Raw genomic sequence first — 13159 nt, 5'->3', positions numbered from 1 at the left:
CGCTGTCCGACACATTCCGTATCAGCAGATGCCCCGCCCCGGCGGCGGGGCGGGTGACCAGAAGGCGAGAGTATGAACTCCCGTACTCCGATGACAGCGACAGAACAGGATCGGTCCCTCCGCCGGATCGGGACGGCACTCCAGGACGCCGCGCCCGAGGACTGGATCAAACTCCGCCTGGTCTACGCGGGTCTGGCCGACTGCGAGTCGATCCACCTGGAGGCCCTGCTCCCCGACGGCGCCGGAGTCGGCTGCGTCCCGCCGCTGTCGCTGCTCGCCGAGTTCCGGGACCTGCGCGCCGGCATGGCCCGCCCCCGGTCCGGCACCTGGTACACCGTCTACTACGACCTGGAGCGTCCCGCCCGGTACCGGGTCCGCTACGACCACGACAACGAACCCGACTTCGACGAACCCCGCGACAACGACAGCTACCTGTCGGACCTGGAGCACTTCCCCCGGGAACGCGCGCACATGCCCGACTGGCTCCTGGAACGCCTTGAGGGCGACCTGGTCCCCGAGTCGGTGTCGCCGTGGATGGCACTGGCCACCCCGGGCGCCTCACGGGAGTGCCGCATCGACCCCGGGGACATGACCCCCGAGGAGATGATGGACACCGTCCAGGAGATCGCCGACCGCACGGTGGCGGCGGTCTGGGGCGAGTGGCACGAGATCGTCATCGACCACAAGGCGCTGGTCTGCGCGGCCTCCTCCCGCGTCGAGGTGACCCGCGCCCACGGCCGCGAATGGGATCTGCTGCTGCCGGAGGTCGCCCGGTTGTTGGGCCGGCTCCGCACGGGCATGTACCAGCCGGGCAAAGGGACCTGGTTCGCCGCCCGGCTCACGGTCAAGCGGTCGAGGGAGATCGGCGTGCACTTCGACCACGGCAACCACCCCGGGTTCGACGTCGAACCCGATCCGCGTGACTTCCACCGGGACGCCGTGCGCTTCCCGCGCACCGCCGACCACATGCCCGACTGGCTGTTGGAGCGGCTCGGCCGAGCCCAGCGCATGATCCGCGCCGAGAACGAGGGCCGTGACCCGTTCAGTGCAGCCGGCGGTTGATCGCCTCCCATACGTGGACGTCGGCGACGGTGACCTTCAGGTCCTTGTCGGCCAACGGCGACACGGTCACCGAGCGCACGTAGGGACCGTGGTTCCAACGGCGGGCCGTGTGCCCGACCACGCCGTCGGCGCGGATCGGGCTCAGCGCCCCCGGCGGGCCGACCAGCAGACGCACCTGCCAGGAAGCGCGGAGCCCGTCGGTCTCCCCGTACTCGGCACGCGCCAGCAGCGGGGGCGTCCCCGTCAGCCGGCGGCCCTCGATGGTCAGCGGGTACCGCCGGCCGGCGTCCGTGCCCCGCACGATCTCCACCGCGGCCTCCACGCCTTCGGGCAGTGCGTCGGCGAGCCGGAAGGCGAACCGCAGCCGGTCTCCGCGCCCGACCGCGCGCACCCGTACGTCCTCGACCTCGACGGTCGGCGTCAACGGGGAGGTGACGAGCCCCAGCCGGTCGTTGACCGTGTAGTAGGGGCGCACCCGCGAGCCCGGACCTCGGGCGGACCGCAGGTCCTGGGCGGGGTACTCGATGATCTTCTTGTACCCCACCACCCCGGACAGGTGACGGCCCACGGTGCACTCGGTGCCGTCGGACAGCACCAACCGCATCTCCCATGTCTCGGAGTCGCCGTGGCGTCCGCGCACGACCGCGGCCGGGTCGACGACGGCGGTGAACAGCCCTCCGATCGCCACCGGCGCGGAGAACTCGCGCAGGGTGTGCGGGGCGTCGCGCAACCGCACCACCACGCGGGCGCGGGCGTCGGCCTCCGCACGCCCCAGCACCCGCCCCTGGACGGTGATGAGCCCCTCGGCGGTCTCCACGTGTTCGACCTCGGCGTGGTGGGCCGCCCGGCGCACGTGCAGCAGTAGCGTGCCCTTGGCCGAGCGGGTGGGGATGACCAGGGACAACTCCGATGTCCGTTTCGCCGACAGGGGGTACCCCTGCTGGTGGATCTCCACATCGTGGACCGGGGTGGCGACGTCGCCGTCGACCCGGATCACCTCCCAGGCGTGGGAGGCCAGCCGCTCCCGGGCGGCGTCCACCACGACCTGTCCCCGCCAGTCGGGGGCCAGGGTGACCCGCTGTCCGGAGTGCACCAGTTCGATGAGGTCGGGCGGTTCGGTGAACGACAGGGTCACCAGCCCGTCCCCACCCGCGCGCACCCGACACGAGGTCGTGCTCTCGGAGCGGGGCTGCGGTACCGAGGGCGTGATGTCGGAAGCGGTCAGCGGGCTGCCGGCCAGGTCGGAGAACAGCCCCTCGTGCAGGCGCACCACGTTGACCGGGTCGAACCGGGCGGAATCGGCCAGCGCCGCCGCCGACATCCGGCGGCGCAACCGGTCGTCGGCCATCAGCCGGGACATGCCCTCGGCGATACCGGTCACGGACTTGTTGGGCACCAGGAGACCGTCCTCCTGGTCGCGGATGATGGAGGCGGGCCCGTGCGGGCAGTCGGTGCTCACGACCGGCAGCCCCGAACGCATCGCCTCCACGATGGTCATACCGAAGGGTTCCTCACTGGAGGTGACGGCCGCGAACGACCCCTGCGCCCAGGCCTCCTCCACGTGGGTGTGCGGACCCATCAGCCACACCCGATCGTGCAGGCCGAGAGAGTCGACCAGTTTGACCAGAGCCCCGCGGCGACCGCCCCGGCCGTAGATGCGCAGCGTCCAGTCGGGGTACTCGTCGGCGAGGGAGGCGAAGGCCTTCACCAACAGGTCGTGCCGTTTGCTCGGTGCCAGGCGCCCGGCGGAGACGATGGTGCGCGTGTTGTGGCCGTTGGTGGTGAACGGCGGCGCGGGTACCGAGTTGGGGATGGACAGGACGCGGACCCCCGGCATCGGCATCCTCCGGGCGTAGGTGTGCGCGTCGGCGTCGGTGACGGTGACGAACGCGTCGAGCCCGGGGTACTCGGCGGCCATGACACGACGCAGCGACTCGGAGTGCTGATCATAGGTCAGGTGCTCCTGGCCGACCTTGATCACGTGTTCGGGGGCGGCGCGGGCGATGACGATGTTGAGCCCGGGACGGGTGCCCACGATCACGTCGGCGTCGGTGGTGGTCAGGTACTCTTCGAGCCGGTCGTCGGTGAGGCGGCTGTGAGTGGAGCCGCGGGTGTCCTCCGAGGGGAACAGTTCCGGCGGCAGACCGGCCCGCTCCGATCCCTCGTACAGCGGTCGGCCGTCCACCCCGGTGGAGCCGTTGTGGTCGCGCACGTCGACGAGCGGGCGCAGGCGCACACCGGGCGGCATGGGCAGGGCGGGGTCGTCGCGGTGGCGGAACACCGAGACGACCTCCACCTCGTGCCTGGCGGTCAGGGCCGCCGCCTGATTGGCGACGGTGCGGATGGTGCCCCCGATGCCGTACATGTCGTTGACCAGATAGGCGATCTTCACCGAGCCCCCGTGTTCTCGGTGTCGGTCCGCGCCCCCGCGCCGACCGACACCGACGTCCTTCGTGGTCCCCGCACCGGTCGCTCCCGACCGCCGTGGCGGGGGAAGCGGTGCGAGGAATGATCAGGCTAAGAGCGCGTCCTGCCCGCACCGTGCGGTCATGTACATTTCTGCCGGAAGATTTGCCGCGGCATGTCGGTACTTTGCGCGCGGTCCGCGCGTGCGGAGGCGTGCGAGGAACCCGCCCCGGACCGGGGCGGTCCGGGGCGGGGCGGGGCGGGGTCCGAGTGGAACCCGTGCGCCGAAGGGCGTGCGCGGTGTCCGCGCCCGCTCTCGCGGACACCGCGCCACGGGTACGGCCGTCCACCCGGCCCGGAGGGCGGGCGGGGCCGTGGCGAAGGGGCGGAAGGGCCGGGCGGCGAGCCCGGAACAGGGTGGGTACACCGGGAACACGAGGTGGGGTCGCCGGCCCCGGGCCCCGGTTCCGAAGGGTATCCGGCGTCACCGTCGATCCCGATCGCTCCGAACGGTCCTCGGGCGCCCATCCCCGGGGGCCTGCGCCCTCTCACCTCTCCCCACCTCCGGCCACCGCCCCACCGCGGCCTCGCCGACCGCAGGGCTCCACCGGTGCCCGCGGTGGCGCGAGGGTTCCGGGCGGGCGAGCGGACGCCGCGCCTCACCGGAGGGTGGGGCCGGTGGTCCGACAGGGGCGGTCCATACGCTGACCTGCACTGGTTGACAAGTGGCGTGATTCCCGTGAACATCTCGCTCCACAGCGTTTGTGCAACTTTTTGCAGAAGCGATCCGTCCCGGCCGGAGAACCTCCCCTGAACCCGCACGTTCTCCGCCGGTCGAAAGGAACCCCCACCACCATGACCACGAACCCCTGGGCGCGCGTTCGGTCCCTGCTCGCGGCGGCCGGAAGCCTGACCCTCATCGCGGCCGCCTGCGCCCCCTCCTCCGAACCGCAGGACAGCGTCGTCGAGGTCGTCGAACCCACAGGCACCCCCGACGCCCCCTCGGTCACCCCGTCGGCGACCCCGTCGGCGACCTCCTCGGAGCCCGTCGCCGACCCCGAGCCGACCGCCGCCACCGAGGACGAGACGACCGCCCCGGCCGAGGCCGAGCCCGGGTCCGCCGACGCGATCAACCCGCACGCCGACACCCCCCTCGGCTACGCCGCCATGAACGGCGGCACCTCCGGTGGATTCGGCGGCGACACCGTCACCGAGCTGGTGCTCAGCGAGTACCGCGACTGGAGCGGGGCTCCCACCCCGGGCCAGGCACTCCACCAGGCCCTCCAGGACCACCGGAAGGCCGCCGACGGCGCCGGTCTGGTCGTCTACGTCGACGTCACGGTCACCCGCGACCAGGTCGACGCCGAGGACCTCGTCCTCAAGGACGTCTCCCACGTGTCCCTCCTGGGCGTCGGCGACTCCGGTGAGCTCGACGGGATCGGCATCGGGATCAGCCGCTCGCACGACATCGTCCTGCGCAACCTGACCATCCACCACGTCTCCGAAGGCCAAGGCGACGCCGTGGGCGTGGCCGGCGCCAGCACCAACGTCTGGATCGACCACAACACGTTCTTCAGCGAGATCGACGGCGTCGACAAGGACTTCTACGACGGCCTCGTCGACATCAAGCAGAACACCGAGTACGTGACCGTCTCCTGGAACGAGTTCCACTCGCACTGGAAGGCCTCGCTGGTCGGTCACGAGGACAACGCCGCCACCGCGCCGGACAGGATCACCTTCCACCACAACCGCTTCAGCGACATCAACAGCCGCACCCCGCTCATCCGGGCCGCGGACGTGCACATGCTCAACAACGTGTTCGAGGACATCCACGGCTCCGCGATCAACGCCCGGATCGGCGCCCGGGTCCTGGTGGAGGGCAACCACTTCGACAACGTCGGCTCCGGCGGCACCGACCGGGAGACCGGCCACGTCTCCGGGCCCGTGGGCTGGTGGTACGGCGGCGACGAGACCGGGCACTGGAACCTGGTCGACAACGCCTACGTGGACAGCCCGCACGAGCACCTGGAGTCGACCACCGACTTCACCGTGCCCTACGCCTACGAGGCGCAGGGCCCCGAAGAGGCACTGGCCGCGGTCGAGGCCCACGCGGGCGCGGGCGTCATCGACGTGACCCCCCGCTGACCCCGGCGTCTCCAGGGACGTCACCCGGATGACGAAGACCCGGAACGGCCCGTGGGCCCTCCGTCCGAGCACGCTCGGACGGAGGGCCCACGGCGTCCGGTGATCACGGTGGATCCGGCGGGCCCATGATGACACCCCGACCCGCCTTCGGGCCTTCACACGCGTGTGGAAGTCCGATCCGGTCCGCCCCGGGGAGAACGGCACCGGCCCGTGAGCGCGGCCGGGGCGAGGAACCGGTGGCTCGGGTTCCGGTCGACGGCCCCGGGACCGGCGGAACGGCGGAACGGCGACGGCGCCTTCGGCCATCCGTGATGAGCGAGCCCCGACACCCTCGACGTCTTCGAGACACCGCGCCCCTGAGCGGGGCGGTGACCCGAGAGGAACCGCCGTGCCCCTCGGGATCGGCCTTCCCGGCCCGTCAGGTCCGAGGAGCCCTCCCGGAGGTGAAGCGAACCCGGACCCGGCCCTCGCCCCGATCCCGCGTTCCGTAACCGCGCCCGACCCCCCAGGGCGACCTGCTCACCTCCACTCCGATCCCGCCCGTCGTGGAAACCGAGGAACCGATCCGGCCCATGGACCTCGCGGAGCCGGAGCCGGAGCTGTCGGCGGCGGTGCGGGTGTGGCCGGCCCGGCAGCGGAACCGGCAGGAGGCGATGGCGTGATGGGCGTTCGGGCGTGGTCGCACCGCCGCTACCCGGGCGAGGTGTCTCAACTGGCGCGGCTGCTGCTGATCGAGGCCACCACCACCGTGTGGGGTCACCGACCGGTGCGCGAGTGCTGCGACCCGGGGCGGCACACCTGGGCGGTGTTCAGCACGCCCGTCATCGCCTGACCGAGAAGACGAGAAGACGTGGGTGCCTGTCTCCCCCTTTCGGACCGGCACCCGTCGACGATCATTCCTTGAGATCGCACGGGGGCGAGGAAACCGATGTGGGATACGCACGGTTCCCCGCCCCTTTTTGCGTGTCCCAGGTTGTTGCGTTTTCTTGCTGTGCAAGGGCCTCGGGGGTGTGAGCGCACCCGCTCCGCGTTCGGGGGAGGGGAGTCCGCTACGAGAACTCCGTCAGTAGTTGTGCCCACTCTGCCAGTAGGTCCAGGCCGCACAGGGGGTTCCGTAGTATTCGGAGATGTATCCCAGGCCCCAGGAGATCTGGTGCGACGCATTGTTCCGGAACCCCTGCGGCAGGCTGCCGTGCACGCCGGGTACGAAGCCGCTGATGCCGACCGCCCCGCTCTCGGGGTCGGTGAAGGTGTGATCCCAGTTCGAGGTCGCGCCCCAGAGGTTGCTCAGACATTGCCATTCGTCGTCGGTCCAGCCGTACCCTTCGGCTTCGTTCCGGGCGATGTTCTGGTTGTCGAGCCTGTTGGGGTTACCTTGGCCCCACTCGTATTCCTCGGGTTCCTCCGGACGGTCGGCGTCCACCCATGTCTTGTCGCCACAGGAAGGGCCGCGTACGAGGCAGACCATTTGTCGGACGCCCTCGTTGAAGGTCTTGCTCAGCTCAAGTTGGTAGACCGCGACCATGACGGCGGCGACGAGGATGAGCACCGCCGCGGTCTCGGTGAGGGCGGCCCCTCGATCCCGGTGTGCGTCCTGAGGGGCCGGGCACAGCCAATGCCAGATTCGCGGAGGTCCACTGAGTTCCCCCGCACGCCCTGCGGGCCTCGACGGCGTTGGCCGACGGGGATCCCCGATGTGAGTGTGTCGGGAGGCGAACAAAACAACTCCAGATTTGGGTGGGGGAGTGGGGGATCGGTTGGATTAGGTGGTGGGGGTGAGGTCAGGAGACCGGAATGTCCTCGATCGGCTCGAACCCAGGGATCTCTAAGGTCACACTTTCGACGTTTTTAGGCACAGAGAACATGGACCAATAAGCAACTTGTTCTCCTGGTTCTATCCTCTTTTTGAAGTTAGAAGAAGAACTTCCTGAGCATAGGCAGCTTCCGAGGTTATCCATGATGGGGTGATACCTTGAATTGCCTTCAGGATCAACTATGGTAACGCCTGCATAGTTTCCCCCGGAGTACAGATAAGATTTACCGGCGAGCCAGGTGAGAACAACTCTCTCGCTCCCTTCGTTCTTGATACTCCAGGTTAAAGATAGCAAGTTCCCTTCTTTGTTGCGATCGGCTTGGTTGGCTTCCGCCACGAGAGAAGTCGACTGTCTGCCGTTGCCGTTGGAGGAGCCTAGAGAGTCAAGGTCTTCGATTTTCGGAAGGGGGGACGCCGAGCTGACTCCTAAAGAAATTATAAGAGTCATTATTATGGAGGTTGAGAATATTCCAAATCTTTGAGTTATTTTCATCTTTGTGTTCCCTATTTTTTAAAGGTTACGCTGACTCGACGGTTCCTTTCACGGCCTTCTTCTGTGCTATTTTCTGCTATGGGATCGCTTGACCCGTGCCCCTCTGTTTCGAATGTCACTCCTTCTCGTGTCACTAGCTCCGAAAGGATCTCTTCGACGGCTTGGGCCCTTTCCTCGGAGAGGGGTATGTTAACTTCGTCTCTTCCTGTGTTGTCGGCATGGCCATCGATGTTCACTACTAAGGAAGATGAGTCGTCAATTTCCAGGGCCACTTGTTCGATTATATCCTGTGCCTCTGTGTTTAGTCTTGAGCTGCCCGTTTCAAAGAGTACATCGGAAGAGAGGATTATGCTGACTTCGTCTCCGCTTTCTGTTCTTCCTGTTTGGTCGTCCAGTCCGTCTGAAATCATAGTTAGATCGAGCTTTTGTCCTTCTCTTAGTCCTTCGTTTTCCAGACTTTCTTGGGATGTGCTGATGGGTACGTCTATGATTGGTGGAGTTAGAGGTACTATGACGGTCATGGACTCAAGGCCATCTGGAGGTCCTGGGTAGGTTACCCAAAGTTCTTCACTTTCTCCACTTCTTATGGGCCCAGAAAGTGGCGAAGAGCAGAAGCAATTGCCGTCACTTAGGTCGTAGCTTAGATATTTTTTTTGATTTACTGCATCAATGAGAGTGATGTCGCTTGCGGTATTGGAATCTCTTTTTTCGGAGAGTCCGTCAAGCATGGAAAAAGACTTTGTTGAGTTGTTGGTGATTCTTATTCTCAGTCTGAGTATATTGTTTGCCAGATTTTCTAGAGCGAGAACCTCTATCTTGAGTTCACTGCCTAGGTCTGTGGTGGTGGTGGCGGCAGCGGCGATAGCATCCGTTGGTCTTGTTGTATTTTCCCCGACCTCATTGGTCGGCTCCATGGTTGAAGGGCCTTCAGGATTCCTCCCTTCGGCAGATACGACGCAGGCAGAGGTCATGAGCACGAGAGTCATGGCTGTCAAAGACGTATGCCTGTGTAGTCTTTTTGTGCTTCTCGTTGGAGATTTTCTATGTTTTTTTTCAGATGAATCAGGCATGAATATTTCTACTTTTGTCGCCGCGGATTTTATTGGGGGCCACTGAGGATGTCAGAAATTGCGGTTCCGATTGATCCGCTGATGTCTTCAGGAATCCCGAGGCCCCAGATGAGGGTGGCCGCGGCAGCAACAAGCAGCAGAATGGCCGCGTACTCGATGATGGTGGCACCCTTGTCGTCCTTCTGGGCAGGGGGAGCGATCAGGGTGCTCAGTGTCACCCAGAAGCCGCTGGTCAGTTTCTTCATGGGAGTCAGTTCCTAGGGGAAGGAGGTCGGGGTCATGGGCCACTTCCTCGTAGCCCTCTAAGGGTGAACCAAGGGTCAGGATCCACCGGCTGTCTACCACTCGGGTGTGGGAGGCCCCCGTGCGCAGACACCTCGGGATCCTCACTATCCGGCACGAACCCCGGGTGTGCCCCGGGGCCTGGCCGGATGTGGCCACCCCTCTTCTCGATGCCCGGCGTATCCCACCATCACACCTTGTCCACAGGGCACCTTCCGGGCATCTATGAGAATCCTGGTGTGAACACCCGCGGCCCGCTTCCCGCGCGCATCCGAATGCGAAACCCGTCTCGGTGAAGCGCGCACGAAACGAGGTAACGTTCCGTGTTCGATAGGTCACCATTATCCCAGGCGTCCCGTGAGAAGTCACCACCACCTGCGGATTTCCCGACTACGCTGCGAATTACCAGGTCACACGTACCGGGCAGCCAGAGAGCAGCGCACTTCGAAAACCTCGGGCGGCACACCGGCCACTCGCTCTCCAGGGCTTCACATCTCCTCGGGGCCGTGACCGAGGCAGCCTGCGAAGCCGTTGTCCCTCTCGGCGTCGCCCACGCGCACACTCCGTGGCCCCCTGGATTTCGGCCCCGGGGTCGGCTCGGGCCAGGGCGATCGCGATTTCGGTGGCGGCGGGGGCGACTGACGCGGACCCGTACTCCGGCCCCCGGACACGCCCCGAGCCGGCCCCGGATGGCGAAGGGCCGGACACCGCGTCTCTCACGAGGCGCGGTGCCCGGCCCGTTCTCTCCTCCCGGCCCGGAAGGACGGCACCGTTGCCTGCCAACAACGTCGTCCCACGCCGCCACCCTTGCCCGGTACTCCCGGGGCCGGGGGAACGGGGCTCATTCCGCTGAGGGACCGTTCAGTCCGGCGACATCCGCCAGCAGCTCGAAGGAACGCAGACGGGCCTGCTTGTCGTAGATCATCGACGACACCATCACCTCGTCCACGCCCGTGTCGGTGACGAACAGTTCGAGCTTGCGGCGCACAGTCTCCGGGGAGCCCACGAACGAGTAACGAAGCATGTGTTCCAGGCGTTCCCGCTCTCCCGGACGCCACATGGTGTCGAGGGAGTCCACCGGCGGGCGCAACAGACCGCGCGCCCCGCGCACGGTCCCCAGGAAGGCCTGCTGCATGCTCGTGAACAGGCGATGGGCCTCCGCGTCGGTGTCGGCGACGAACGCGTTCACCCCGGCCATCGCGTACGGTTCCGCCTGCTGCCGTGACGGCCGGAAGTCCTCCCGGTAGGCCTTCAGCGCCTCGTACAGGGCGTCGGGGGCGAAGTGGGAGGCGAAGGCGTAGGGCAGTCCGAGCTGCGCCGCCAACTGGGCGCCGAACAGGCTCGAACCCAGGATCCACAGGGGCACTCTCAGGCCCTCGCCGGGGATCGCGCGTACCGGCCGTCCGGGTTCGGCGGGCTCGAAGTAGGACTGCAATTCCTGGACGTCGTGCGGGAACGCCGAGGCGGCGCTGTGGTCGCGGCGCAGCGCCATCATGGTGCGCGGGTCGGTACCCGGGGCCCGGCCCAGGCCGAGGTCGATCCGCCCGGGGTACAGGGATTCCAGGGTGCCGAACTGTTCGGCGATGACCAGGGGGGAGTGGTTGGGGAGCATGACGCCGCCCGCGCCGACCCGGATGGTCGAGGTGCCCTCGGCGATGAAACCGAGGGAGACCGAGGTGGCGGCGCTGGCGATGGCCTGCATGTTGTGGTGTTCGGACAGCCAGAACCGCCGGTAACCGAGCCGCTCAGCGTGCCGGGCGAGATCGCGGGCGTCGCGCAGCGCCCGCCCCGGGGTGGAACCCTCGGTGATGCTCGCGTGGTCGAGCACGGACAGGGTGACGGTGGACATGGGTGTTTCCTCTCCCCGAGGCGCGTTCACGGACCTCGTCGGGTGCCCTGGTCGACTCGGCGGCGACCAACACGTTCGATGTTCGATGAATATCGAATATGAAGATACACCCACGGCTGTCCTCTTCGCTCGACCTCTGTCCTGAGCGGCGACCTTGAGGCGACCGGGAGGCGGTCGAGTGGCGGCTCGGAGGTGGTGGGGCGGCGGCCGAAGCGGCGGCGGGAGGGTCCACCCACCTGGCTATGCTGGTGTGCACAGCGCCCCGTCCCCTCGGGGACCGCGGGGGATCCGGACCGCTGTGACCTCCGGTCACCCCGACCCACCGTGCGGGGCGGCGAGGGAGTGAGATCGACGACGATCCCGCCCGGCTCCCCGCCGGGCGCCGCAGGAGGAGGCCCGTCTTGGCACCCAGGGAGCCCGAGCACCCCAGGCTCGACGGGGTCGAGCTGGTGACGGTGCTGGCCGCGCTGGCCGAACCCACCCGGTTGAAGATCGTGCGGATGCTCGCCGCGAGGAGCGGCGAACGCGCCTGGAAGGACATCGACCTGCCGATCGCGCAGTCGACGCTGAGCCACCACCTGAAGATCCTGCGCAACGCCGGCCTCGTGCAGAGCCGCACCGAGGGCACCCGCTGTTTCATCTCCTTGCGCGACCGGGACGTGGAGCGGCGTTTCCCCGGACTCCTGGAGACCGTGCTGTCCTGTCGGGATGCCGCCACCTGCCAGGGGGCGGGTCTGCGCGACCAGGTCTCGTAGAGCGGGCGGTCCGTCCTCCCACCGCCGGCCCCGCGCCGCACCCGCCGCTCGCCCACCGGCCCCGGATCCCTGCTTTCCGCGCCCGCGCGCCGGGCGGCGGCATGGTCGAGAAGGCGGACGGAACCCCTCACCCCCAGGAGTAGGAGTGAACGGGGGCGTGAGGCGCCGCCCGCCCTCGGTAACGTTCAGCACCCGAGAACGGGATCGGACGGTGATCCCGGCCGGGGGCCGCAGCACTCACCTTAGGGGAAAGGTCGGCGCTGTCGCCGAGAATCATGGAAATCCATCGACGCGGAATCGGGATTCCAGGCGGGTTAGGCAAGAAAGTCGGTTTCGGTCTGTCATCTTCTCGTCGCAGTCGAGGTGCGCCGGTGCTCTCATGATGCGGGCGGGACCGAAGGGACGCCCCCCGGGCGGGAGGGGGATCGGGTCCGAGCAGTTCTCCCCACCGAAGCCGAAGAACGGATTCGCATACGGGTGGACGTAGGAAAAACGTGGCAGGTGGGCCCGTTGTACCTCTCCGGGCCCACCTGCCATCCCCCGTTTTATTGTGGCTTGTGCGGGGCCGGGTATGGAGAACGCAGTCCTTTTCCTCGGCCCCCGACCAAGTTCTATACCTTGCCGCGAACCCTGCGCAAACGAGGTGTTCGAAATCGGTCGGTAGTGGCCCCCGTGCGGGTTCTCGGCATGCGCACGAGCGTGCGCACCCCTCTCGCCGAGAGCGTCGTTCCCAATCGCTTCCCCCCTTCGGGGGCCACTGCTCTGAGTATGCACGAGAACACTGTCGGGTGTCGTCGTTTTGGCGAACGCGACCACGCCGATCGGCGTGGTGACGGGGTGTCCGAATCCCCGTGGTGCGGTCGAATGCGCAGCTCGAAGCCGACGTGCTGGGGGTCGTCGAGGCCGACTCGGGATGTTTTCAAGGGGCGAATCGGTACGGAACGACCTTCCTCGTGCGCCGTTGGCGCTTGGCGGTCGCGGCGGCCGGGGCGCCGGTCGTTGCGACCGCGCGTCCGGTGGCACGTGCCAGGTTCGGCCGCCGGGCGCGAACGGCGGGGTTCCGGAAAAGAGCGAGGGAGTGGTGGTCGGAGATGAACATATGTCGCTCGTATTTCAGGTACGAAAAGATTCCGTGGTGAGCGACTTCGCGGTTCTCGCTTTTTCAGATCGGATCGGTGCGTTCTGTCCTTCGGATGGCTCTGAAATATCCTCACCTTTCTGTCGTTCCAAGGTCGTGGGGAGTGGGGGGAGGGGAGTGGTCCTCGTCGAATCGGGTCGCCGTGA

At 67.0% G+C, this 13159-nt stretch carries 10 protein-coding genes; 4 read left to right on the top strand and 6 right to left on the bottom strand.

Going from position 1 to position 13159, the window contains the following annotated elements; translation table 11 throughout:
• Nucleotides 1–90: 90 nt before the first annotated feature.
• Nucleotides 91–1062, top strand: coding sequence for a hypothetical protein (locus RM479_RS04145; RefSeq protein WP_311510351.1), 972 nt, complete (start codon nucleotides 91–93; stop codon nucleotides 1060–1062).
• Here the strand turns inward: RM479_RS04145 and RM479_RS04140 are convergent.
• Entirely contained in the window at nucleotides 1043–3454 is a 2412-nt protein-coding gene (locus tag RM479_RS04140; protein WP_311510350.1) for a glycosyltransferase family 4 protein, read from the bottom strand. The genes RM479_RS04145 and RM479_RS04140 overlap by 20 nt on opposite strands.
• A gap of 869 nt (nucleotides 3455–4323) precedes the next feature.
• Between RM479_RS04140 and RM479_RS04135 the strand changes: the two genes are divergently transcribed.
• Both RM479_RS04135 and RM479_RS04130 read left to right on the top strand, forming a co-directional pair.
• The gene (locus RM479_RS04135) at nucleotides 4324–5613 is read left to right on the top strand and encodes a pectate lyase family protein (RefSeq protein WP_311510349.1); all 1290 of its coding nucleotides are present in this window, start codon (nucleotides 4324–4326) and stop codon (nucleotides 5611–5613) included.
• A gap of 661 nt (nucleotides 5614–6274) precedes the next feature.
• Nucleotides 6275–6445, top strand: coding sequence for a hypothetical protein (locus RM479_RS04130; protein WP_311510348.1), 171 nt, complete (start codon nucleotides 6275–6277; stop codon nucleotides 6443–6445).
• Between the two features lie 231 nt (nucleotides 6446–6676).
• On the opposite strand, the gene RM479_RS04125 is transcribed toward RM479_RS04130, so the two are convergent.
• The 5 genes from RM479_RS04125 to RM479_RS04105 form a co-directional block, all read right to left on the bottom strand.
• Nucleotides 6677–7162 (bottom strand): aggregation-promoting factor C-terminal-like domain-containing protein, encoded by a 486-nt coding sequence (locus RM479_RS04125; RefSeq protein ID WP_311510347.1) that lies wholly within the window; start codon nucleotides 7160–7162, stop codon nucleotides 6677–6679.
• Nucleotides 7163–7394: 232 nt separating this feature from the next.
• Nucleotides 7395–7763: a hypothetical protein gene (locus tag RM479_RS04120; protein ID WP_311510346.1), complete on the bottom strand. Its 369-nt coding sequence runs from the start codon at nucleotides 7761–7763 to the stop codon at nucleotides 7395–7397.
• Nucleotides 7764–7930: 167 nt separating this feature from the next.
• Nucleotides 7931–8989 (bottom strand): OmpA family protein, encoded by a 1059-nt coding sequence (locus tag RM479_RS04115; protein ID WP_311510345.1) that lies wholly within the window; start codon nucleotides 8987–8989, stop codon nucleotides 7931–7933.
• A 29-nt stretch (nucleotides 8990–9018) separates the two neighbouring features.
• The gene (locus RM479_RS04110) at nucleotides 9019–9234 is read right to left on the bottom strand and encodes a hypothetical protein (protein WP_311510344.1); all 216 of its coding nucleotides are present in this window, start codon (nucleotides 9232–9234) and stop codon (nucleotides 9019–9021) included.
• Nucleotides 9235–10112: 878 nt separating this feature from the next.
• Nucleotides 10113–11120 (bottom strand): LLM class flavin-dependent oxidoreductase, encoded by a 1008-nt coding sequence (locus tag RM479_RS04105; protein ID WP_311510343.1) that lies wholly within the window; start codon nucleotides 11118–11120, stop codon nucleotides 10113–10115.
• Between the two features lie 401 nt (nucleotides 11121–11521).
• Between RM479_RS04105 and RM479_RS04100 the strand changes: the two genes are divergently transcribed.
• The gene (locus tag RM479_RS04100; protein ID WP_311510342.1) at nucleotides 11522–11875 is read left to right on the top strand and encodes an ArsR/SmtB family transcription factor; all 354 of its coding nucleotides are present in this window, start codon (nucleotides 11522–11524) and stop codon (nucleotides 11873–11875) included.
• Nucleotides 11876–13159: the final 1284 nt, after the last annotated feature.

The organism is Nocardiopsis lambiniae, assembly GCF_031845465.1.
In the GTDB taxonomy this organism is placed as follows: Bacteria; Actinomycetota; Actinomycetes; order Streptosporangiales; family Streptosporangiaceae; genus Nocardiopsis; species Nocardiopsis lambiniae.
This window is presented reverse-complemented; position numbering and strand designations above follow the sequence as displayed.